22 protein-coding genes and 1 pseudogene are annotated in these 20712 nt (G+C 63.7%); 11 read left to right on the top strand and 12 right to left on the bottom strand.

Annotation, left to right across the window (positions count from 1 at the left end):
* Positions 1 to 20 precede the first annotated feature (20 nt).
* The gene (locus AWB75_RS06975) at positions 21 to 1013 is read left to right on the top strand and encodes a LysR family transcriptional regulator (RefSeq protein WP_061123360.1); all 993 of its coding nucleotides are present in this window, start codon (positions 21 to 23) and stop codon (positions 1011 to 1013) included.
* Positions 1014 to 1027: 14 nt separating this feature from the next.
* Here AWB75_RS06975 and AWB75_RS06970 read toward each other — a convergent pair whose 3' ends face one another.
* A complete protein-coding gene (locus AWB75_RS06970) occupies positions 1028 to 1324 on the bottom strand; it encodes a YciI-like protein (protein WP_061123359.1) in 297 nt (98 codons plus the stop codon).
* A gap of 151 nt (positions 1325 to 1475) precedes the next feature.
* On the opposite strand from AWB75_RS06970, the gene AWB75_RS06965 reads away from it, so the two are divergent.
* Both AWB75_RS06965 and AWB75_RS06960 read left to right on the top strand, forming a co-directional pair.
* Positions 1476 to 1712: a hypothetical protein gene (locus AWB75_RS06965; protein WP_061123358.1), complete on the top strand. Its 237-nt coding sequence runs from the start codon at positions 1476 to 1478 to the stop codon at positions 1710 to 1712.
* Positions 1713 to 1848: 136 nt separating this feature from the next.
* Complete coding sequence (locus AWB75_RS06960; protein WP_061123357.1) at positions 1849 to 3648, top strand: OmpA family protein; 1800 nt, start codon at positions 1849 to 1851, stop codon at positions 3646 to 3648.
* 98 nt (positions 3649 to 3746) lie between these two features.
* Here AWB75_RS06960 and AWB75_RS06955 read toward each other — a convergent pair whose 3' ends face one another.
* Positions 3747 to 4244, bottom strand: coding sequence for a hypothetical protein (locus tag AWB75_RS06955; protein WP_061123356.1), 498 nt, complete (start codon positions 4242 to 4244; stop codon positions 3747 to 3749).
* A gap of 208 nt (positions 4245 to 4452) precedes the next feature.
* Here AWB75_RS06955 and AWB75_RS06950 point away from each other — a divergent pair, with 208 nt between their 5' ends.
* A complete protein-coding gene (locus tag AWB75_RS06950; protein WP_061123355.1) occupies positions 4453 to 4707 on the top strand; it encodes a GlsB/YeaQ/YmgE family stress response membrane protein in 255 nt (84 codons plus the stop codon).
* A gap of 108 nt (positions 4708 to 4815) precedes the next feature.
* Here AWB75_RS06950 and AWB75_RS06945 read toward each other — a convergent pair whose 3' ends face one another.
* Positions 4816 to 5280, bottom strand: a complete 465-nt coding sequence (locus tag AWB75_RS06945; RefSeq protein ID WP_061123572.1) for an Lrp/AsnC family transcriptional regulator — start codon at positions 5278 to 5280, stop codon at positions 4816 to 4818.
* 130 nt (positions 5281 to 5410) lie between these two features.
* Between AWB75_RS06945 and AWB75_RS06940 the strand changes: the two genes are divergently transcribed.
* A complete protein-coding gene (locus AWB75_RS06940) occupies positions 5411 to 6037 on the top strand; it encodes a LysE family translocator (RefSeq protein WP_061123354.1) in 627 nt (208 codons plus the stop codon).
* Between the two features lies 1 nt (position 6038).
* On the opposite strand, the gene AWB75_RS06935 is transcribed toward AWB75_RS06940, so the two are convergent.
* The 4 genes from AWB75_RS06935 to AWB75_RS06920 all read right to left on the bottom strand — a co-directional run bounded on the left by AWB75_RS06935 (position 6039) and on the right by AWB75_RS06920 (position 12243).
* Entirely contained in the window at positions 6039 to 7259 is a 1221-nt protein-coding gene (locus AWB75_RS06935) for an ROK family transcriptional regulator (protein ID WP_061123571.1), read from the bottom strand.
* Between the two features lie 109 nt (positions 7260 to 7368).
* Positions 7369 to 10338 carry a putative bifunctional diguanylate cyclase/phosphodiesterase gene (locus AWB75_RS06930; protein ID WP_061123353.1) on the bottom strand — a complete coding sequence of 990 codons (2970 nt, stop codon included), beginning with the start codon at positions 10336 to 10338 and terminating at the stop codon, positions 7369 to 7371.
* 154 nt (positions 10339 to 10492) lie between these two features.
* Positions 10493 to 11269 (bottom strand): N-acyl amino acid synthase FeeM domain-containing protein, encoded by a 777-nt coding sequence (locus AWB75_RS06925; RefSeq protein ID WP_061123352.1) that lies wholly within the window; start codon positions 11267 to 11269, stop codon positions 10493 to 10495.
* Between the two features lie 551 nt (positions 11270 to 11820).
* Positions 11821 to 12243, bottom strand: a complete 423-nt coding sequence (locus tag AWB75_RS06920) for a hypothetical protein (protein WP_061123351.1) — start codon at positions 12241 to 12243, stop codon at positions 11821 to 11823.
* A gap of 232 nt (positions 12244 to 12475) precedes the next feature.
* Between AWB75_RS06920 and AWB75_RS39410 the strand changes: the two are divergent.
* Positions 12476 to 12547: pseudogene (locus tag AWB75_RS39410) on the top strand (hypothetical protein); the annotation flags it as partial.
* Positions 12548 to 12611: 64 nt separating this feature from the next.
* Here AWB75_RS39410 and pip read toward each other — a convergent pair.
* Positions 12612 to 13592, bottom strand: a complete 981-nt coding sequence (pip, locus tag AWB75_RS06910; RefSeq protein WP_061123570.1) for a prolyl aminopeptidase — start codon at positions 13590 to 13592, stop codon at positions 12612 to 12614.
* 149 nt (positions 13593 to 13741) lie between these two features.
* Here pip and AWB75_RS06905 point away from each other — a divergent pair, with 149 nt between their 5' ends.
* A complete protein-coding gene (locus AWB75_RS06905) occupies positions 13742 to 14455 on the top strand; it encodes a lysophospholipid acyltransferase family protein (RefSeq protein WP_061123569.1) in 714 nt (237 codons plus the stop codon).
* Between the two features lie 7 nt (positions 14456 to 14462).
* Here the strand turns inward: AWB75_RS06905 and AWB75_RS06900 are convergent, their stop codons facing one another.
* Both AWB75_RS06900 and pcaQ read right to left on the bottom strand, forming a co-directional pair.
* Positions 14463 to 14831, bottom strand: coding sequence for a response regulator transcription factor (locus AWB75_RS06900; RefSeq protein WP_235012010.1), 369 nt, complete (start codon positions 14829 to 14831; stop codon positions 14463 to 14465).
* Positions 14832 to 15027: 196 nt separating this feature from the next.
* Positions 15028 to 15966: a pca operon transcription factor PcaQ gene (pcaQ, locus tag AWB75_RS06895; RefSeq protein WP_061123349.1), complete on the bottom strand. Its 939-nt coding sequence runs from the start codon at positions 15964 to 15966 to the stop codon at positions 15028 to 15030.
* A 115-nt stretch (positions 15967 to 16081) separates the two neighbouring features.
* Between pcaQ and pcaH the strand changes: the two genes are divergently transcribed.
* The 3 genes from pcaH (at position 16082) to AWB75_RS06880 (ending at position 17792) form a co-directional block, all read left to right on the top strand.
* Positions 16082 to 16783 carry a protocatechuate 3,4-dioxygenase subunit beta gene (pcaH, locus tag AWB75_RS06890; RefSeq protein ID WP_061123348.1) on the top strand — a complete coding sequence of 234 codons (702 nt, stop codon included), beginning with the start codon at positions 16082 to 16084 and terminating at the stop codon, positions 16781 to 16783.
* Between the two features lie 6 nt (positions 16784 to 16789).
* On the top strand, positions 16790 to 17398 hold the full coding sequence (gene pcaG / locus AWB75_RS06885; RefSeq protein ID WP_061123347.1) for a protocatechuate 3,4-dioxygenase subunit alpha: 609 nt from the start codon (positions 16790 to 16792) through the stop codon (positions 17396 to 17398).
* A gap of 88 nt (positions 17399 to 17486) precedes the next feature.
* Positions 17487 to 17792 (top strand): DUF2288 domain-containing protein, encoded by a 306-nt coding sequence (locus AWB75_RS06880; protein WP_061123346.1) that lies wholly within the window; start codon positions 17487 to 17489, stop codon positions 17790 to 17792.
* Between the two features lie 30 nt (positions 17793 to 17822).
* Here AWB75_RS06880 and AWB75_RS06875 read toward each other — a convergent pair whose 3' ends face one another.
* Entirely contained in the window at positions 17823 to 18911 is a 1089-nt protein-coding gene (locus AWB75_RS06875; protein WP_061123345.1) for an AI-2E family transporter, read from the bottom strand.
* 175 nt (positions 18912 to 19086) lie between these two features.
* On the opposite strand from AWB75_RS06875, the gene AWB75_RS06870 reads away from it, so the two are divergent.
* Positions 19087 to 19611, top strand: a complete 525-nt coding sequence (locus tag AWB75_RS06870; RefSeq protein WP_087086512.1) for an OmpA family protein — start codon at positions 19087 to 19089, stop codon at positions 19609 to 19611.
* Here the strand turns inward: AWB75_RS06870 and AWB75_RS06865 are convergent.
* Positions 19608 to 20712, bottom strand: a 1105-nt coding sequence (locus AWB75_RS06865; RefSeq protein ID WP_327218485.1) for a biotin/lipoyl-containing protein, incomplete at its 5' end; no start/stop codon positions are given. The genes AWB75_RS06870 and AWB75_RS06865 overlap by 4 nt on opposite strands.

The raw sequence follows: 20712 nt of genomic DNA, 5'->3' as shown, positions 1-20712 counted from the left end.
TCATAAAAGGAAAACTCAACGTGATCGATCGCGTCCATGCCATGCGTGTCTTTACGCGTGTCGTCGATACGAACAGTTTCACGCGTGCGGCCGAGTCGCTCGGCATGCCGCGCGCGAGTGTTTCGACGACCGTGCAACAACTCGAAGCGCTAGTCGGCGTGCAATTGCTCGCACGCACGACGCGGCGCCTGAATCTCACCGTCGATGGCGCCGCCTATTACGAACGCTGCGCGCAAATCCTCGCCGACATCGACGAACTCGAATCCGGTTTCGGCGCGGGCGAAGAGCGCCTGCGCGGACGGTTGCGCGTCGAAATGCCGGATACCGTCGCGACTTCCATCGTCGTGCCCGCGCTGCCGGAATTTCATGCGCGTTATCCGCAGATCGAGCTGTCGATCGGCATCGGCAACCGTAATGTCGATCTCGTCGGCGAAGGTGTCGATTGCAGCGTTCAGCTCGGCGAGTTGCCCGACTCGGGACTGATCGCGCGGCGGCTCGGCGTGCTCGAACAGGTGACGTGCGCGAGCCCCGCGTATCTCGACAAGCACGGCACGCCGCAAACGCTCGACGAGCTCGCGCAGCATGTCGCGGTGAATTGTCTGTCGGAGAAAAGCGGCCGCCCCGCCGATTTCGATTTCGATGTCGACGGCGAGCCCGTCACGATGAAGATGCGCGGTTTCGTGCAGGTCGCCGACGAACATGCGTACCTGGCGTGCGGCATCGAAGGGCTCGGGTTGATCCAGCCGCTGCGCATCGCTGCGCAGTCTTATCTGCGCTCGGGACAATTGCTCGAAGTGCTGCCGCAGTGGAAATCGCCGCCGCTGAAGGTTTCGGTCGCGTTCCTGAAGAGCCGTCAGGCGACGCCGCGCGTCTCGGCGTTCGTCGACTGGCTCGCGGCGCTGTTCGAACGCACGCAACAAATCGACGATACCCTCACGAGCCTGTATCGGTCGGCGCAGCGTCGCAGTTCCACGCGCCGCGATCGTCCCGAGGAAGAAACCGCCGACGCGTGATTTTCGTGCTGTCGCTATCGCACGGGCGTGGCGGCGCTCGCGCCCACGACCGTGTTCCACTTGCGCACTTCCCAGCGCTCGACCAGCCCGTTCGTCACGTAAGGATCGTGCTTCGCGAAGTCTTCCGCCGCGGCCGACGAATCGCTGTGGAACAGCAGCATCGCGCGATCAGCGGGTGCGTCGAGCGCGCCGGCAAGCACGATCTCGCCTCGTTCGACAGCCGCCCACGCCAGGGCGAGATGCGCGTCGCGAAATTGCGCGCGGCGCTCCAGATAGTCCGAACGTAGCTCGTAAATCAACAGGTAGTGCATCGCCTTCTCCTTTTCGGTGCAACAGTGCCCGGCTTATCCGCCTAGTTTGTCCTATTTCCGAGATAGAAACCAAGAGTTCAATCGGAACCCTCTGATCGCCTTACGAAAGCTTATCGAACATCATGTGCGGGTACTGGAAAAGGACTCTGCCATGAACCGCGATCAACCTCCCTGCAACACGTGCACGAAGCACGATTGCCGCACTTGCGCATGGACGTCGCCGCTCGACGCATCGTACCGCACGCTGATTCGTTCTCACTCCATGATGTCGCTCGTCGCGCTCTCGGTGAACAGCAACGAAGCCGCGCCCGCCGAGCCGTCATGGCTCGGCATCGCCTGCAAGCGCATGCGCAAGTTTTTCTCCGAACTGAATCCGCGCGCACGCTGAAAGAGACACACAGTCGCATCTGCGCACCGTTTTCGTAAAGAAGTTTGCACGCATTTTTTTAGGATAGCTGTGCATATAGAATGCGCCGCACACTTGCGCTTGCGTTGAGCGTCCATGTAGAAAGGAAAGACAGTCGATGAGCATCAATCTCGTCCAGGCGGTCAATTCTGCGATTTCGGAACACATCGCGGAACAGCTGTCGCAACAGTTCGGCATACCCGGGCAGATCGTCCGGCAAGTCGCGGCACGCATCGCGCCCGGACTCGTGGCATCGCTGATGGACCGTGCGACGCTGGTACCCGGCGCGCAGTCGGTGTACTCCGTCATCATGCAGCCGGAGACGAATGCCTACATCGCCGACCAGCTCCCCAAGCTGATCGCGACCACCGGCGGGCTCAAGCAGCTCGAAGCCAACGGCCATTTGCTCGCGGCGCTCGCAACGGGCCAACGTGTCGACGCGCTGACCGATGCCGTCTCGGCCGAAACCGGCGTTCCCACGCAAGCCACCTCGGCGCTCGCGGGCATCGTCGCCGCGGTGCTTTTCGGCATCCTGAAGCGACACTTCCTGCTCGCGCAGTGGGCCTTGTCGCACGTGCCGAAACTGCTGCGAGAGCAGATCGGCGAGATCAATACGTCGATGTCGAACGCGGTCGCGACAGCCATCGGCGTCGGCAACACCGAAGGCTTCACCAGTTGCATCGCGCCGCGTCTCGACACGGTCGCATCGAGCCTGGAGCAACGCGTCGACGGCGACGTCGCCGTAACAGTCGCACCAGAGCCTGTCGCGCCGGTCGCCGCGCAACCCGCGCCGGTCGCGAAGCCCGCACCGCCCCCGCCGCCTCCGTTGCGCGCACCAGTGCGCAAGCCCGCGCCGAAGCGCTCGAACAAGTGGGTCTGGGTGTTGTTCGCGGTGTTGGCCCTGATTCTTGCGCTGGCCTACTATCGCGGCTTCACGAAAAGCGACAGCGTCGATCTGAGCGCCGCTCCAGCCGCGCCGCAAGTCTCGGACGTGTCGACGCCGGCCACGCAGCCCGTGGTCGATGCGCCGGTCGCTGCCTCCGCCATCGCAGATACGCCCATCGCAACGACAGCCACGGCAACATCGGCCCAGACAACCGCCGCGCCCAATGTCGCGCCTGCCGCCTGGAAAGACGCGCGATTGCTGTTCAACGTCAACGCGGCGGGCACGCCTTCCATCGACGCGACGGTCGGCACGGAAGCCGAGAAGCAGCATCTGCTCGACGCATTGACGGCTCGTTTCGGCAAGGCCTATACCGCCGACGTTGCCGTCGTTCCCGAAACGCGCCCGGCAACCTGGCTTTCGCGCGTAAGCGATTTCTTCCCGCTGATGGCCGTGCCCGGCGCCGAAGCCAAGGTGAGCGGCTCGAAAGTCGAACTGAGCGGCGCGGCCGCGAACGCTAAGCTAGGCTGGGCGGATCGGTTGAGGAGCACCCTCGGCGGCATGTTCCAGGTCGCTGCGTTCGACGTGGATGGCGCGGTCGCCACCGCGACGCAATCCTTTCGCAGCGCGATGAAGAGCCTGCTCGCGACAGACACGCCCTGCTCCGGCAACAAGCTGTCGAGAGTGCTCGACCTCCAGGTCGTGAATTTCGCGCGTTCGAGCGCGCAGGTGCCGGAAAGCGCGTACGCCACGCTCGGCGAGACGGCGCAGTTGCTCAAGAACTGCGCGGCCAAAGGTTCGATGGTGAACCTGGAAATCGCGGGCTATTCGGATGCGCTGGGCGCTGCACCGGCCAAGCTCGAAGTATCGAAGGAACGGGCTCAGGCTGTCCGCGGGTTCCTGGTGAAGAACGGCGTTCCGCCGCAATCGCTCACGGCAGCAGGTTACGGCGACGCCAATCCGGTCGCCGACAACGAAACCGCAAGCGGGCGTTTCGCGAATCGCAGAATCGAGTTCGTCGTGAAGAAAGGCTGAACGCCGAACCGTCGTTCGTTATCGCTTTACAACGCCGTCGCGCCAAAACGCGACGGCGTTTTCGTTTGTTTTCGTTCGCCCGCGCGCTTCGGCGTGACTCAGCCGCCCGAGCCCGGCTTGGCGAAATCGTTCTCGGCCCAGCGTTCGGCGCTGGCCTTGTTGAGCTTGAATGCGGGAGAGACGCGCACGTGGGCCAGTTGCGCGCCGTACGTATCGAAGGCCTTGAGATCGGCGTAGGGATCGTCCTCATCGGGAACGATCTCCAGCATGACCGTCAACTCCTCGCCTCGCACGTCGATCGTGACGTTCTTGTGCAGCATCGCGTGACGCTGCTGCTCATGCCGGCGCAACACTTCCGACGCCGTCTTGACGAGGGTTCGAAACGCGTTGGCATCGAGGGGTTTCGGATTCTTCTTGTCGCGGCCCATGGTCCACGGACCGACGAGCGCAGGCTCGGCCTCGCCCGCCTGAATCATCTCGACGGCCCAGCCGTCGTCGTCTTCGTTCTTGATCACGCGAGCGGTCCAGCCGTCGTCGCGCCAGAGACGGTCCTCATGGATCGCGTCGTCGGTGGAGGTGAATTCTGAGTCGGTCATATCGTTGCGGTGCGAGCAGCCATTGAAGCAATGCCACGAATTCTACCTTGGGAAGGCGCGGGGCATCCTTCGTGCTTAAGGGATAGGCCGGGCGGCCAGTGTCATACCCAAATGCATTGCGCCGTGCTAATTTGAACGTACCGGGACCTTCCGGGATCCATCTGCAACGCAGTCAAGAAGCCGTAAAACTCAGTCAAGGAGCAACCGCATGCTTGCATTCATCGGTACTTTGATCGTCGGACTCGTCGTCGGTCTCATCGCACGCGCCATCAAGCCGGGCGACGACAGCATGGGCTGGATCATGACCATCGTGCTCGGTATCGCTGGCTCACTGATCGCGGGCTACGTCGGTCGCGCGCTGGGCTGGTATCAGCCTGGGCAACCGGCCGGATGGATCGCTTCGGTCATCGGCGCGATTATCCTGCTCGTCGTCTGGGGCATGATTCGCAAGCGCAGTTCGTAACGCCGCGCCCGACCATTTCTCGTTTGGGGTTCAGGCAAGACGCCTCGTCCGTTTTGGACGAGGCGTCTTTTTATGCAGCGACGCGTTCGAAAGACGCGCTCGCAAGAATCACGGTAACGGCAGGCCGCCGTCGCGCTTCACTTCGCGCAGAGACAACATCGATTCGACTGCCGTAACGCCTGGCAACGTCCGCAGCACATCGCGCATGAAGACGCCGTATTCGTCGAGATCGCGCGCGACGATCTGAAGCAGATAATCCGCCGTACCCGAGACGTTGTGACACGACACGATGCGCGCAATGCCCTGAATCTCTCGTTCGAAGCGGTCGGACAGCGCGCGGTCATGCACGCTGAAGCGCACCTGCGCGAACGCGACGACACCCAGTTCGAGCGCCTTGCGCGACAACAAAGCGCGATAGCCGTCGATATAGCCATCGCTTTCGAGGCGCTTGAGTCGGCGCGCACACGGCGTTTCGCTCAGTCCGACGCGTTCGGCAAGTTTCGCGACGGGCATGCGCCCATCCTGCTGGAGCGCGGCGAGCATCGCGCGATCAATGCGGTCAAGTTGGGCCATGACGTTTTCCCCTTTCATCTCGACCAATTTTAGTGGAATACGTCATTTCAGATGCCATACCCGACGTAAAAGGCCATGAACCGCCTTATCCAAAATGGCACGATGAAGCCTTCACACACAGGAGTTCATCATGGTTTCGGCGCATTTGCTCTGGGTTTTCATTGGCGCGCTCGCGGTGGTCTATGCGCTGCCGGGACCGGACATGGCGCTCGTGCTTCAGACGAGCGGCACGCGCGGTTTTCGGCACGGACTTGCGATCGCCGCCGGACTCGCCACGGCGCGCGCGACGCACGTGACCCTATCGGCGCTCGGTGTCGCCGCGCTCTTGCGCAGCGCGCCCTGGCTCTATGACGGCGTACGCATCGCGGGCGGCCTGTATCTGTCCTATGTCGCGATTCAGATTTTTCGTTCGCCCGCATTCGGACTCGACGCCATGCCCGGCCAAGCCGCCGCATCCACGCTGCATTCCGCGTACGCAAAAGGCATTCTGAGCAGCATTCTCAATCCGAAGGCGCTGCTTTTCTGTTCCGTGCTGCTGCCGCAGTTCGTGCGTCCGGAAGTGGGGCCGATCTGGTCGCAAGTCGTGGAACTGGGCGTGGTGCTGGTCGTGGTCGGCGTCATGTTCGACCTCGCGCTCGCGGCAGGCGCGGTCCGCATTTCCGGCTGGCTGCGCCGTCATCCCAAAGCGCAGACCGTGCAACGCTGGACCTTCTCCGCTGCGCTGCTCGCGTTCGCCGCGCGGCTGTCGCTGGAGTGATTCAGGCTTCGAGCGGTTTGAGAAACAACTCGTGCTTCGGCGCGAAGTGCGCATAGAGCGGCAGGATCGCGCCGCCCATCGCGCGAGCGTCGGGGCCGATCTGCCCTTCGACCAGACGCGGTCGCGTCATGCCCTGCCAGTCGAAGCCGCCGAGTTCCTCGCCGGTGCGGCGGATGACTTCGCGCAGCAAGGCGCGGTCGATTTCACCGTCGATCACCACGGCTTCCAAATCGAGCAGTGCGGCCGACGAAGCGATGCCCGTCGCGATCGCCGGACACGTCTCGCGCATCCACGCTTCCGATAATCCGCGCAACTCAGGCGACCCTGCGCGCTCGTCATGTGCGGCGGCAGCCGGCGCGCCCGCCGCAGCGTACGCCTTCTCAAGCACATACACCGACGCCGTATTGAGCAGTTGCCCGGCACGCCGCGTCTTGCCGTCGAAGAGCGGAAACGAGCCGATCGCGCCTGCGTTGCCGCTCGGCCCGGCGTGCAATCTGCCGTCGATGACCAACCCGCCGCCGATGAACGTCCCGATGAACACGTAAAGGAAATTGCGCAATCCGCGCCCCTGGCCCATCACGAGCTCGGCCGCGCACGCCGCCGTGGTGTCCTTGGCGAATTCGACGGGCAGCGCAGTCATCGACTGAATGCGTTCGCGGATGTCGATGTCGTTCCAGGCGGCGAGCGCGTCGGGCGGCGTATCGAAGAAATCGCGCCAGCCGCCGAGCCACAACGGCGCGGCCACGCCGATGCCCGCGATCTTCGGTGCGCCATCACCCAGCGCGGCGATCACGCGCGCGAGCCGCTCCTCCAGCGCGGGAAAGAGCGTGTGCGGATCGGGATACGCATACTCGAGCGTCTCGCGAGTGCGCACGCTGCCGGCGAAGTCCATCGACAGCACGTCGAGACTGCGCCGCCCCACTTTCACGCCGATGGAGAACGCGCCGTCCGCGCGCAGCGATATCGGCACCGACGGCTGGCCGATGCGCCCTTTCACCCGCGTGCGCGCATCCTTTTGCAGCAATCCGTCGTCGATCAGATGATCGACGATCAGCGAAACGGTCTGCATGGAAAGACGCGTGAGGCGCGCGACATCGGCTTTGGGCAACGCGCCGTGCAGCCGGATCGCCTGCAGGACGATGCGTTCGTTGAACTGGCGCATGCCGAGCTGGTTGGAGCCGACGGAATGCATCGAGGCTTTGCGCGCGGGCCGCTCAGACATCGGCGCGAGCCTCGCGGCGCCGGTGGGCGCGTCGGACATGGTTCATGTTGTGAGCCCCCGTTCGCTCGACTCTGTTACGCCGATTCTAGCAAGCGGGTCTTGGAGCGGTTCAGTGCGTACCGGACGCGCGCGCGTGCCACTCGTAGTCGAATACGGTAGCCTGAACCGGCTCCGACAGGCATTCGACGAAGCTCACCACTTCCGGGTCTTTCACGAAGCTCGCGGCCGAGCTCGCGGCAAGAATCGCCGAGCTGTCCTGCGGCCGCGCGACGAGGAAACCCTGCACGTAGTCGACACCGATCTCCTGCAACGCGCGCAGCGTATCGATGTCCTCGACCCACTCCGCGACGCTGCGCATGCCGAGATTGCGCGCGAGCGCGACGATCGCCTCGACGATCGCGATATCCGCCGGATGCGCGCACATCGAGCGCACGAATTCGCCGTCGATCTTGAGGGCGTCGGCGGACAAGGCCTTCAGATACTTGAACGACGTATAGCCCGCGCCGAAATCGTCGAGCGCGATCTTGCCGCCCATGTCGTGCACGCGCGAGATGAAGCGCTGCGTGTTCTCCAGATCGTGCAGCGCGACGCTCTCCGTGATTTCCAGACACAGGTAATGCACGATCGACTGATAGCGCGCGAAGAGCGCGAAGATGTCCTCCATGAACTGCTCGTCGTTGAGCGAGCCGCCCGAGAGGTTCACGCAGATGAACTGCGTGTTGCCGAGCTGCTGCTGATGGACCTCGATCCATTCGAGCAGCGTCGAGATGACCCAGCGGTCGATCGCCGCGATGTTGCCCGATTCCTCCGCCGCGACGATCACCTTGCCCGCGGGCAGCGTCGCGCCGTCGGGCGAGCGCATGCGCAGCAACACTTCGAAATTGAGCGATTCGGTCGGCGCCGACAGCGACATGATCGGCTGCATCACGAGGAAAAGTCCCGGCGGCAGGCGATTGCGCCCGAGCGTCTCGACGAGCCTCAGTTCCTCCGCGCGCTCCTCGAACGCAGCCGCGCCCTTGCGATACGTGACGAGATGCGTGTGCGCGACCTTCTTCGCTTCGCGGCATGCGCGATCCGCGTGCGAGAGCGCGTCCTGCACGCGCACGCCCTGCGAGCATTCGACCAAGCCTATCGACGCCTTCACCTGAAACGCGCGATTGCCGACCTGATACGGCGCATCCGAAAGAATCGCAATCAGCTCGCGGCATTGCGCGATGGCGTCTTCGATCGACGTATCGTGCATCACGCAGACGAACTCGTCGCCGCCGATGCGCCCGACCGGATAGCTGCGCGCGAAGTGCGCACGCGTGCGCGCCGCGACCTGTCGCAGCACTTCGTCGCCGCTGCGATGCCCGAACAGATCGTTGACGAGCTTGAAGCGGTCGAGATCGACATACGCCAGCGCCCACGGCAACGTCTCTTCGCTCTGGACGGAGATCGCCTTCTCGATGCCGCGCCGGTTCAGCGAGCCGGTCAGCGGATCGTGCTCCGCGAGAAAGCGCAGGCGCTCGACGGCTTTCGAGCGTTCGGTCGTGTCTTGAAGCGATCCTTCGATCCACCCGTTCGAGCGGATCGCCTTCAGCAGATAACGACGCTCGCCGGTGCCGCGCTCGGGCGAGCCGCCCATTTCGAGTTCGCCGTCGCTGCCCTTCGACGCCAGCGCCTGCAACGCGCCCCACGCGCCCGCCTCGAAGCAGTCGTTCCAGTGCCGCACCTTGTAGTCGGTCTTTTGCAAATCGAGCATGGCGCGCAACGCGGGGTTGGCGCGCACGAAGTGGCCATCGGCGTCGAGCGTGAAGAGTCCGATCGGCGTGACTTCGTAGGTGTTGCGCAATTCCATCTGCGCCTGACGGCGGAAATCGCGTTCGGCGCGCATCTGCTCGGCGATCGCGAAGGCGGCCATCATGCTCGACGACAGCGCGGCCATCACGGTATTCACGCCGCCCACGAGCACCTTCAGCCCGAACGCCGCGCCGAGCACTTCGGAGAACGTGGAGAACAGCACGACGCCGAGCGACGCCACATACCAGAGCACGGTGCGCGAGCGCGCCATCCACACGAGCCGCGCGAGGAAGAACAACAGCACGCAGATGCCGAAACCGGCGATGACCCACAGCACCGGAATGAAGAACTCATACGGCAGCGCGAGCGCCGCCGCCAGCAGCACGATGCCGACATATTGAATGACGCGCAGCAGCCATCGGTAACCGACCACGCGCAACTCGCGCCGGAAGAGCTGCTGAAAGAGCGCGGCCGTCAGCAGGTAATAGGCGGCGAAAGTGAACTGCCGCAACGGCTGCATGAAATCCGACGGCAACACGCGGCCGAGCCATTGCATGTCCCAGCCCATCGCGTTCGCGCACAGGCGCAGATTGCCGACGAGCCACACCGCGAAAATCACGTAGGTCCACTCGTGATTGATAAGCGCCGTGACGAAGACGAACACCGCGAGCGTGAGCAGCCCGCCCGCGATCAGGCCCGAGCTTTCCTGAAAGTCGAGCGACGCGTTGCGCAGGCCTTGCCATTCCCATGCGTAGGCGTTGATCTGCGCGGGACCGGAAAACGTGCCGCGACAAAGAATGTTTTCGGCTTGTTTCAACCGGCCGACCTGAATCGAGAAACCCGCTTTGACCGCGCGCATCTCGCCGGTCACACCTTCGCGATCCGCCTGGCCGAGCGGCGCGAGCGTGTCCGCGTTCCAGCAGGCAAGCGTTTGCGCGTGGCGCGACGGTAATTCGACGACCGTCGACGAACTCGGGCTCATGCTGGGCGTCGTGAAACCGAACCAGACCGGCTTTTCGGAAAGACGCGTGCTGTAGCGGGAAACAGGCGCGGCGCCTTGCAGCGCGGCACGTGCATCGGCGGGGCCCATCAGGCCGGCTTGATCGGCGACGACACGTAATTCGAGAGGAACGGCGCCGCGCGTTTCGTATTGGCGCGGCAGGAAGTAGAGCGTCGCGATCGTACCGAGCAAAATCAGAACCGGCACGGCGTAAACGGCGACCGCGTACAGTGCGTCGTCGATCCACGAGCCCGTGCGTCTGAATCTCGATAAGGAAGCTGGAATAACCGACGCCATACCTGGAAAAACCCCCGTTTGCGCCCGACGCGATATGGGCGGCGCGAGCGGCGGCGGAGCTCGAAAACTCCCGCGCGCCGCCGCTTTTGGCCAACCGGACCGCTCCGTGGCCCGGTTATTTCGCTAACACCTTTCTGAATACGATCGTGCCTTTTTATCTGCCGTAAGCCATCAGCGGAGCCTCCGGGCATCGTACCGGTTCCCAGTCAAAAGATAAATCTACAGAATGCAAATCGATATCCGGGTGATGCGTATGCACCATGTAGTTGAAAAGCGGATGACGCGCTTCTTCCCAACGCTGGCGCGCCGCCATGACATCCTTGGCCAGTACGCGATGCGGCAGTCCGCCGACGTGCGTCATCGGCAGGAATTCATTGACGCCGAATACATCCTTGAAGAGCATCGCCTCATACTCCCGATCGAGCGGCGTACGCGCCGTGATCACCATGTAGTCGATCCCGTGCATCTCGCAGAACATCCACAGCGCCTTGCACAGCGCCACTTTCACCACCCGTCCCACCATGCCGCCCGCAACGCCGAGCCGCGTCGCTTCCGCCAGCCGCCCCGTCGCCAGATGATCGGGCAGACGCACCGACTGCTCGACCGCGAGCGGCCCATACGCATTGGTCTGAATGCGCATGGTCCCGAGCGGCGCGCCGTCGAGCTTGGATTCCGCCAGCAACACAGCCGTGCCGCGATCGCGGTCGGAAGGCTCGATGGTCATCGATTCGGCGAATTCGGGCAGGTGCCGCCCATAGGCCGAACGTCTGATGCTCACGGCCTTTTGCAGCCCCGCATCGTCCCGGACGATACGAATAGTAAACGGCATGCGCTCGGATTTCTGAAGCGCGGGCACGATCGTGAGAGTCGGGCGAACCGCCGGTTCGTTTTGGTTAGCGGCGGTGCTGTTGGCAAGGTTGAGACGTTCCATTTGTAAACCCCATTTTTTCTTGGCGATTGGAAAGTGCCGCATGTGGGGACGTTTATTGGCTGGTCCCGTGCACGGGCGAAACGAGCCTCTCACGAAGTCAAATAACGGGGTGCGCGCTTGCCACTGTTTCCGAGCAAATTCCAGGCTAAAGCGATGGAAGAAAGCTTCTAATCGGCGAGCCAATCGCCGGGTAGCCGCTGCAAACCAATATATGCATATGCCGTACAGAAATATGCGAGCCCGAATCGGGGAAAGAAACGAGGGCGAGCAGCCACCTATTGACGCGAGAGGCAAGTGGGAGCATAGCGTTGGCCGAACCTTCGCGGAGCATCGCGTAAACGCTCGAAAACACTAAAAAAACGGGGTCCGGTAACGTTTGCTTACACTTTTGTTTCGCAGAATCTGCGAAACAACGAAATCGCATCGTTCGGGATTTCAGGCGGGTGAGAACGGCAAATGAAAAGCGGACGTTCCTCGAAAGAAAACGCCCGCCTCTAACACGACATAATCGTGTCGACAGTGTGAAAACCGCTAAAACGAATTAGAAATAATCAGTCGTCTTCGTCGAGCCAGGGGATATCGACATCGGTAATGAAAGCGACCATCGCCAGCGGGCGGCCTTCCTGTCGCCCGATATTGCCGTCGGCGCGTTGCCATTCGCAGCGGAATATCGTGGCCGGCGTATCGGCGAGCAGCGTGATCGTGCGAATCTCGTCCGGATCGTTTTCCTCGACGGGACCGTCGAGCGATATGAGCAGTTGCTGCGGCCACACGCCGTCGGCGGGATCGTAGATCTTGTCGCCGTCGTGAATGACGACATGCGCCTCGACGCCGATCGTCGCGGACGCCTCGACGATCATCTTGCCGAGCGCGCGCAGCACCGCCGTGGCGCGGCCCGAGTTGGCCTGACGGATCGCGAGATCGCCGCGCGTCAGCGCCTGCTCGAGTTTGGGATTGGTTTTCTGTTGCGCCATCTATCTCTCTCGATTGGTTCGTTGCGACTTTCGACGAGCGCCGCCCGGCTTAAGTTGCACCGGATCGTAGCATCGCATCAACAAAGATAGGTCGTGCGGGCGCGAGCGGCAAACCGGATGCGTCACGGCGGTCGGCTTTGCGGACGGCTCCGGCGCTCAAGTTTGCGCACGAACGGCCGATGTTGCGCTCATCCCCACCCCAAACGCGTAACCGCCGTGCGTCGCCGTCGACGATTTCGGCGCGGGACATTCCAATATCGACCGGCTGCTGACGCTCAGGCCCGACATCGTGAAGCTCGACCGCAGTCTCGTGCGCATGAAGAGCGCCCACATGCGCGACGCGCTGATGCCGAAGCTTCTGAGCGCCTCTACGTCGCATCCGCGATCGCCTTCGCGAGCGCCGATGCGCCCGCGCGCAAGGCCGCGAGATTGCCCGGCTCGAAGGTCCAGTGCCCCGCCGCGTTCACCACGGCCAATTCCGCGGCGGGCCAGCGCGCGGCGAGATCCAGCGCCTGATCGGCGGGACACACCATGTCGAAGCGGCCATGCACGATCCGGCACGGCAGATGCGCGATGCGCGCGACGAGCGGCAGAAGCGGCGGCTTCGGCGGTAGTTCGTTCGCCATGTAGTGGCGTTCGAGCAGCGCCATCGAAATCGCCGCGGCGTTCGCCTCCGCGCTCGGGCGTTTGTCTTCGTCGGCGGGCTCCTTCTCCGGCTTGTTGACGACCGACAGCGTCGTCTCGTACTGCGTCCAAGCGCGCGCGAGCCGCGTGCCGGCTTCGTCGAAGCGCGCGAGCGGCGCCTCCGTCATCTGCAAAATGTCCTGCGCGTTCGAAGGACGCTCGCCGCACGCGGCCTCGATCGCATCGAGAAACGCGCGATGCGCCTCCGGGAACACGCGGCGCACGTCCCACAGGAACCAGTCGATGTCCTCGCGCCGCGCGAGAAACACGCCGCGCAGCAGAAAGCCGAGACAACGCTCCGGATGCGCGACGCCGTATGCGAGGCCGAGCGTCGTGCCCCACGAGCCGCCAAAGATCGCCCATCGTTCGATATTCAACGCAACGCGCAGCTTTTCCATGTCGCCGACGAGCGCATCGATGCCGTTCGCCTCCAGCTTGCCGAATGGCGTGGACTTGCCGCAGCCGCGCTGATCGAAAAACACGACGCGCCACGTGCCCTCTTCCAGCACCTCGGCCCACTTCAGGTTCATCGCGCCGCCGGGGCCGCCATGCACGACGAGCATCACGGGCGCGTCGCGCGGGCCCTGGGCGCGCCAGTAGATCGAATGACCGTCGCCCACGTCGAGCATGCCTTCATCGAACTGCACCGGCGTCTCAGTTTCCATGCGCTTCATCCCTGGCTGTTTGTGTCGAGTCGGCGTCCATTGTTGCATCCGATCGAGGACACCGCATGACGCGCGACGCGCCCGGTGCAATCCGGCACGTGGTGCGCGATACGTTATGCTGGCGCCTTCCCCTCATCCGTCGGAATTCGATGCGCCGTACTCTCGTCAAGTGGCTCTTTGCAACGTATTTGTTGGGCAGCGGCATCGTATGGTCGATTCTGATCCTGCCGCTGTTTCCGTTCGTCGGCCGCAACGGGCGTTACCGGCTCGCGAAGCTCTGGTGCCGCGCGATGGTCGCGATGATGCGCGTCATCACCGGCGTCACGTGCTCGATCGAAGGGCTGGAGCATTTGCCGAGTGGCCCGTGCATCATCCTGTCGCGCCACGAATCGACGTGGGAAACGCTCTCATTCATGGCGCTCTTTCCGCAGCGCATCAGCTTCGTGTTCAAGCACGAACTCATGAACATTCCGTTCTTCGGCTGGGTGCTGCGCGGGCTCGACATGGTGAGTCTCGATCGGGGCTCGATCCGTCAGGCGCATGCCGCTGTCACGCGCGAGTGCGCGGCGCGGCTGAAGAAAGGCGATTCCGTGGTGATCTTTCCCGAAGGCACGCGCGTCGCGCACGATGCGCCGCTCAAACTCGCTTCGGGCGGCGTGCGGCTCGCCTGCGCGACGAAAGTGCCGGTCGTGCCCGTGGTGCATGACGCGGGCAAGGTATGGCCCGCGAAGGGCTGGCCGGATCGGGGCGGCCATATCCGCGTGATCGTCACGCCCTGTTTGCCGCTCGATTGCGAGATTCCGCAGGAGCTGAACCGCATGGCGCAGACGCAGATGGACGAGGCGCTGGCAAAGCTGCGTTAACGGCCGTTCAATACGGTGGCCGTTTGTTCGCGGCGCACAAGCGGTTCACCGCGGCGATCAGCGTGCCCATGTCGACGGGCTTGCGCAAATAGCCGTCGTAGCTGACGAACGCGGGCGGATTCGGGTGTGCTGAGATCATCAGGAAAGGAATGTGCGCGAGCGCCGCGTCGTTCTTCATCGTCTGGCAGAGCAGCGCGCCGCCGAGCCCAGGCATCATCCAGTCCGACACGACGATGTCCACCCTCTGTTCGCTCAATATCGTCAACGCCCGGTTGCCGTCGAACGCGCACAGGACGTTGCAATCCTCGCCCTGCATGCAGAGGGTCCAGGCTTCGATGGTGGCGCGGTCGTCGTCGACGAGCAATACGGTCTTCATCTTGCGAACATGTTCGGTGCGTGCGGCGGAGAACAGCGGACGAGGGCGGCGGGCAATGTTTTTATGTGACCACTGCTGAGCGCGTTTGTTGCAGTCAATTCGTTCGCTCGCTACCTTTCGTCATAATATTTGTTTCGCGCGGACTCTGCGCGGTAAATGCTGCTTCAGCAACTTGTGCGCCGCTCGTGCAGCCCGGTCATTTGCGTCCGGCGCGCGAGCGGCCCGCGTCGCGCAGCGCATCGACGAGCGTTTCCTCCACCGGCGTGCGCGCCGCGTCGTTGCGGCGGATCAGGCCGATGGGCTCGTCGGTGCCCGCGAAGGGCATCGGCAGCGCGGCGAGCAGCCCGAGCCCGATGTCCTGCTCGACCGCGCCGGCGGGCACGAACCACACCGCGTCGTTGTTCATCGCGAGCGAGCGCCCGAGCGACACCGACAACGTCTCGACGAGCGCCGTCAGCGCATGCGCGCCGAACGCGGTGAGCACGCTTTCCGCCGATTGACGGATCAGCGTGCCGAACGGCGGCACGACGATCACGAAGCGCGCGAGCAGCGCGGGCGTGAGCGGCGTCTCGAGCGTCAGCGGATGCTCGCGGCGCACGACCACGGCCAGCGGCTCGCGATAGATCTGCTCGAACGAGAGACCGTGCATCGCTTCCGGTTCCGACAATCGCCCGACGACGAGGTCGACGTCGCCCGCCTTCAGCTTCTCCAGCAAAACAGCGTTCGAATCCGTCAGCACGGACAGCGACACCGCCGGCCATTGCTGCCGGAACGACGCAAGCGCGGGCGAAAGCAGCACGGGCGCGACCGTCGGCAAGATGCCGATCGCGATGGTTCCCGGCACGTCGCCGCGCTCGCGCAGCAGCATGTCCACGCCCTCGCGCAACGACGCGACGCAGGCGCTCGCGTGCGGCGCGAACAGGCGGCCTTCGCGCGTCGGCACCGCACCGCGCCGCCCGCGCTCGAACAAACGCACGCCTAGAATGGATTCGAGCTCGCCGATCGTCTTCGATACGGCGGGCTGCGTGATCGACAGGCTATCGGCGGCGCGCTGCACGCTGCCGAGCTGTGTGACAGCCAGAAAACACTGCAGATGCCGGAACTTGACGCGAGTGTTGGTGAAGTCGGTATCCATGACGTTCCGTTATGCAAGAAGGCACAAAACATCATTTTCCATAACTTGCGACGTTATATAAAGTAGCCGTCAGAAACATCCTATTCAACTCCCACAATTACAGGAGACAGTCGACATGACTTCACCGATCCTCACACCGCGTGATTGGGAATCCCATCCGCCGTATCTGTCGCCGGGTTACAAGTCGTCGGTCCTGCGCAGCCCGGGCTTGCCGCTTATTCCGCTGAAGGAAAACCTGCGCAACCGACGCGTGCCGGTCTACGGTGCTGAAGATCTGGGCGTGCTCGACAACGATCTCACCCGCAACGCCGCCAAGAATGGCGAGCCGCTCGGCGAACGCATCATCGTGACGGGGCGCGTGCTCGACGAAGGCGGTCGCCCGGTACGCAACACGCTCGTGGAAGTGTGGCAGGCGAACGCCGCCGGCCGTTACGTGCACAAGGCGGATCAGCACGACGCCCCGCTCGACCCGAACTTCCTCGGCGCGGGCCGCTGCCTGACCGACGACCAAGGCCGCTATCGCTTCATGACGATCAAGCCGGGCGCGTATCCGTGGGGCAATCATCCGAACGCGTGGCGCCCGCAGCATATCCACTTCTCGCTCTTCGGCGAATACTTCGGCTCGCGTCTCGTCACGCAGATGTACTTTCCCGGCGATCCGCTGCTCGACCTCGATCCGATCTATCAGGGCATTCCCGAGCAGGCACGCAAGCGCCTCGTCTCGGCCTTCTCGATCGACACGACGCAGGAAAACTACGCGCTCGGCTACGAATTCGACATCGTGCTGCGCGGCCCGGACCAAACGCCGACGGAGTAACCGAACATGACCACGCTGAAACAGACCCCTTCGCAGACCGTCGGACCGTACTTCGCTTACGGCCTGGTTCCCGAGCAATACAACTTCGACCTGAAGAGCCTTTTCACCGCATCGGCGGCGGATCGTGAAGTGCCGGGCGAGCATATCGCCGTCGTCGGCAATGTGTTCGACGCGGAAGGCAAGCCCGTCAACGACGCGCTGATCGAAGTCGCACAGGCCGACGCCAACGGCCGCTACGTGCAGAGCGCGCAGGAAGCCCGCGAATCGGGCTTCCGCGGCTTCGCCCGCGTGGGCACGGGCACGGACCCGAAATTGCGCTTCATCGTCGATACGGTGAAGCCGGGCGCAACCGCCGACGATTCCGCGCCGCATCTCGATGTCATCGTCCTGATGCGCGGCATGCTGCTGCATGCGTACACGCGCATTTATTTCGAGGACGAAACCGAAGCCAATGCGAAGGACGCCGTGCTGCAAAGCGTGCCGGCCGAGCGCCGTCATACGCTGATCGCGAAGCGCGAGGCGGGTGCGTCGGTCAAGCCGGATTCGTCGGGCAGCATCTACCGCTTCGACATCCATCTCCGCGGCCCGAACGAGACGGTTTTCTTCGATCTGTAACGTCTCTCGCTGTCGTTGCATGAAACGAAGGCGTCCGGCACTGCGCTATAGTGTCGGACGCCTTTCGTTTTTTTCTCGCTTCTTTCTCATGTCCGACGCTCCCACGCCCAGCCCGCTCTACGTCAAGCTCCTCAGTGAAACCGCCCAGATCGGCTGGTCCGAACTGGAGCGCTTTTTCGCGCAAGGCAAGCTCATCTGGGTGAAGGGCGATCTGGATCTCGTGAGCGTCGCGGAAGCCGTCGCCAACGACGACACGCGGCAAGTCTCGCAATGGCTTTCCGCCGGGTTGATCGAGCGCATGCAGGCCGAGACCGCCACCGATCTCGCCGCGCGCGATCCGGAATTGTGGGCGGTCGTCACCTCGCCGTGGGTCTGCGTGCAGGAGCGCGGCTGAATCGGCTCGTAGCTGCGTCGGCGTGCGACGCTAGCTCTGATCCACCACGTAATCCGTCCACAGCACGACGAGAATCGTCATCAGCGCCGGGCCGATAAAGAGCCCGATGAGCCCGAACGTCTCCGCGCCGCCGAGAATGCCGAACAGCACGAGCAGGAACGGCAGGCGCGCCGATCCGCCGATCAGCACCGGCCGCACGAAGTGCTCGGCCACGAATACGACGATCATCCCGAATGCGGCGACGCACGCCGCCGCGATCATCGACCCTTGAGCGAGCAGCCACAGCGCCGCGCCGAGAAACACGAGCGGCGCGCAAAACGGCAGCATCGCCGCGACCGCCGTCAGCATGCCGAGCAGGCTTGCATGCGGCACGCCCGTTATCGCGTAGGCGATGCCGAGCAGCGCGCCCTCGCCCAATCCGACGACGACGAGTCCCACCACCGTGCTGCGCACCGACTCGGCCATGCGCCGCACGATGGCCGCGCCGTCCGCGCCGAACGCGCGGCGCGAACCCGCCAGCAGTTGCTCGCCGAGCCGCGAGCCCGCCAGAAAGATGAAGAAAAGCGTCATCAGCATGAAGCCGAAAATGACGAGCGCATGCGCCACGCGTCCGCCGAAATGCCGTGTCATCGCGACGACCGTCGAGCTATGCAGCCCCTTCACCGCAGGCGAAGACTCGAGCGGCGTCGCGAGATTCGCCTGCCACCAGCGCGCCACGGATTGCGCGCCCATCGGCAGATGTTCGATGAACGCGGGCACCGGAATGCCGGTGCGCAGTACTTCGTGAAACCAGTGAAGCATGTCGTGCGCTTCCTGCACCGTCTGGGCCGCGACGATGAAAAACGGCACGACGAAGAGCAGCCCGATCGCCACGGTCAACGAGACCGCGAGCAGGTTGTGGTGGCGCCGGAACACCGGCCGGCGTTCGAGCCAGGAAAACGCGGGCCATAGCGCAATCGCGATCACGCTCGCCCACACGACCGCCGGGATGAACGTGCGCGCCGTGTAGAGCGCGACCAGCACGAGCACCACATAGAGCGCCGCGGAAGCCGTGCGCTGCATCTTGCGCGTGCGCTCGGACGCGTACGGTGTCGTGTTATTGGGCGGCTGGATCTGCATGGGTGCGGGAGCTCGAGTTCGTGATGATCGATGACTGGAAACAGGAAACGTTCGCCAGCATTGTAATCACGCACGAATCATTCCACTCGATGCGCGCAGTAGAGAACCATCTTTACAAAATGAGTCTTTTCGCGCTCCCTATAATCGAGGTTCGGTATCGACGCAGGGATTTGCAATGATGGAGAAAGCTTCACGGGCGACGGCCGCATGCCTGACGATGATGTTGCTTGCGGCATGCTCGACCGGCCTCAATCGCGCGAAGGAAGAGCAGTTGAACGCGCAATACGGCATCACGATGTTGCCGGTCAAGGGCGGCATGGAGATGCGGCTGCCCGAAGCGTCGCTGTTCGACATCGACGAATCGACTATCCGCACCAGCGATTCGCCCATGCTCGATCGCGCCGCCGTCGTGTTGAAGCGCAGCATGCGGCCCATTCTGATCGAAGGCCATACCGATAACCAGGGCTCGCTCGCCTATAACCGCGCGCTGTCCGCGGCGCGGGCGGATGCCGTCGCGAAGGCGCTGATCACGCGCGGCGTGCCTGCCGCGCGCATCACGACCCAGGGCATGGCGTATCTGCGGCCCATCGCGAGCAACGATACGCGCGCCGGCCGCGCATCGAACCGGCGCGTGGAAATTCTGGTGCGCGCCGAGAGCGAAGATACGCTGCTCGGCGCGTCCGCCAAGGTGAAGCGTTAGCCCGCCTGCTCGACTTCGAGAACAAGCAACTGCGAGCCGTCGGCGACCTGATCGCCGACCTCGAACAGAATCTCGCCGATCTTGCCCGTGGCGGGCGCCACGATGGTGTGCTCCATCTTCATCGCTTCCATCACCATCAGCGGCGCGCCCTTTTCGACCGACGCCCCCGTCTCGACGAGCACCGCAATCACCTTGCCCGGCATCGGCGCGGTAAGACGCCCTTCGTGCTCGGCATCGCCCGCGTGGGCCATCAGGTTCTGCCACTCGAACTGGAACGCCGCGCCTTCGTGGAAGACGTGGAAGACGTCGCCGTCGGTGAAGACGTGGCCTTTGATGAGCGCATCGTCGAGTTGAACCGCGAACGACGTCGCGCCGCTATGCGACCAGCCGAAGCGCGCGCTTTCATCGTTCAGTGTGAGCCGCTTCTCGCCGTTCTTCGTAAACACCACCTTCAGCGTTTCGTCCGTGTCGAGCGCGCGCCAGTTCAGGTCCTGGCTGTAACCGCCGGACATGCGCCAGTGCGAGAGCGCATCCCAAGGCGAATGGCCATGCGCCTCGCCGCCTTCGCGGGTGAGCAATGCCGCGCATGCGAGCGCAAGCGCGCTCTTGCGTGAAACGCCCGACGGCCCGAACAACGCATCGTGATGCCGCTCGATCAGCCCGGTGTCGAGATCGCCCGATGAAAACGGCTCGCTCTTCACGATGCGCTGAAGGAACTCGACGTTCGTCGAGAGCCCGACGATCTCGCATTCGGCCAGCGCGCGCGCCATGCGCGCCAACGCATCGCGACGGTCGCGGCCATGCACGATCAGCTTCGCGATCATTGGATCGTAGAACGGCGTGATCGAATCGCCCTGGCGCACGCCGCTGTCGACGCGCACGTCGCCGTCGATCGAAAACTCCACCGCGTGCGGCATGCGCAGATGCTTGAGCGTGCCTGTCGACGGCAGAAACCCGCGCGACGGATTTTCTGCGTAGATGCGCGCCTCGATCGCGTGGCCGTGCACCTTCAGTTCGTCCTGCTTGAGCGGCAGCGGCTCGCCCGCCGCCACGCGCAGTTGCCATTCGACGAGATCGAGGCCCGTGACCATCTCCGTCACC

This window comes from Caballeronia catudaia (assembly GCF_001544755.2).
Lineage (GTDB): Bacteria > Pseudomonadota > Gammaproteobacteria > Burkholderiales > Burkholderiaceae > Caballeronia > Caballeronia catudaia.
This window is presented reverse-complemented; position numbering and strand designations above follow the sequence as displayed.

Coding starts and splice junctions, on each gene's coding strand:
- AWB75_RS06970 (WP_061123359.1), bottom strand. CDS start 1,324: ATGCACTACCTGTTGATTTACGAGCTACGTTCGGACTATCTGGAGCGC.
- AWB75_RS06965 (WP_061123358.1), top strand. CDS start 1,476: ATGAACCGCGATCAACCTCCCTGCAACACGTGCACGAAGCACGATTGC.
- AWB75_RS06960 (WP_061123357.1), top strand. CDS start 1,849: ATGAGCATCAATCTCGTCCAGGCGGTCAATTCTGCGATTTCGGAACAC.
- AWB75_RS06955 (WP_061123356.1), bottom strand. CDS start 4,244: ATGACCGACTCAGAATTCACCTCCACCGACGACGCGATCCATGAGGAC.
- AWB75_RS06950 (WP_061123355.1), top strand. CDS start 4,453: ATGCTTGCATTCATCGGTACTTTGATCGTCGGACTCGTCGTCGGTCTC.
- AWB75_RS06945 (WP_061123572.1), bottom strand. CDS start 5,280: ATGGCCCAACTTGACCGCATTGATCGCGCGATGCTCGCCGCGCTCCAG.
- AWB75_RS06940 (WP_061123354.1), top strand. CDS start 5,411: ATGGTTTCGGCGCATTTGCTCTGGGTTTTCATTGGCGCGCTCGCGGTG.
- AWB75_RS06935 (WP_061123571.1), bottom strand. CDS start 7,259: ATGTCTGAGCGGCCCGCGCGCAAAGCCTCGATGCATTCCGTCGGCTCC.
- AWB75_RS06930 (WP_061123353.1), bottom strand. CDS start 10,338: ATGGCGTCGGTTATTCCAGCTTCCTTATCGAGATTCAGACGCACGGGC.
- AWB75_RS06925 (WP_061123352.1), bottom strand. CDS start 11,269: ATGGAACGTCTCAACCTTGCCAACAGCACCGCCGCTAACCAAAACGAA.
- AWB75_RS06920 (WP_061123351.1), bottom strand. CDS start 12,243: ATGGCGCAACAGAAAACCAATCCCAAACTCGAGCAGGCGCTGACGCGC.
- pip (WP_061123570.1), bottom strand. CDS start 13,592: ATGGAAACTGAGACGCCGGTGCAGTTCGATGAAGGCATGCTCGACGTG.
- AWB75_RS06905 (WP_061123569.1), top strand. CDS start 13,742: ATGCGCCGTACTCTCGTCAAGTGGCTCTTTGCAACGTATTTGTTGGGC.
- AWB75_RS06900 (WP_235012010.1), bottom strand. CDS start 14,831: ATGAAGACCGTATTGCTCGTCGACGACGACCGCGCCACCATCGAAGCC.
- pcaQ (WP_061123349.1), bottom strand. CDS start 15,966: ATGGATACCGACTTCACCAACACTCGCGTCAAGTTCCGGCATCTGCAG.
- pcaH (WP_061123348.1), top strand. CDS start 16,082: ATGACTTCACCGATCCTCACACCGCGTGATTGGGAATCCCATCCGCCG.
- pcaG (WP_061123347.1), top strand. CDS start 16,790: ATGACCACGCTGAAACAGACCCCTTCGCAGACCGTCGGACCGTACTTC.
- AWB75_RS06880 (WP_061123346.1), top strand. CDS start 17,487: ATGTCCGACGCTCCCACGCCCAGCCCGCTCTACGTCAAGCTCCTCAGT.
- AWB75_RS06875 (WP_061123345.1), bottom strand. CDS start 18,911: ATGCAGATCCAGCCGCCCAATAACACGACACCGTACGCGTCCGAGCGC.
- AWB75_RS06870 (WP_087086512.1), top strand. CDS start 19,087: ATGATGGAGAAAGCTTCACGGGCGACGGCCGCATGCCTGACGATGATG.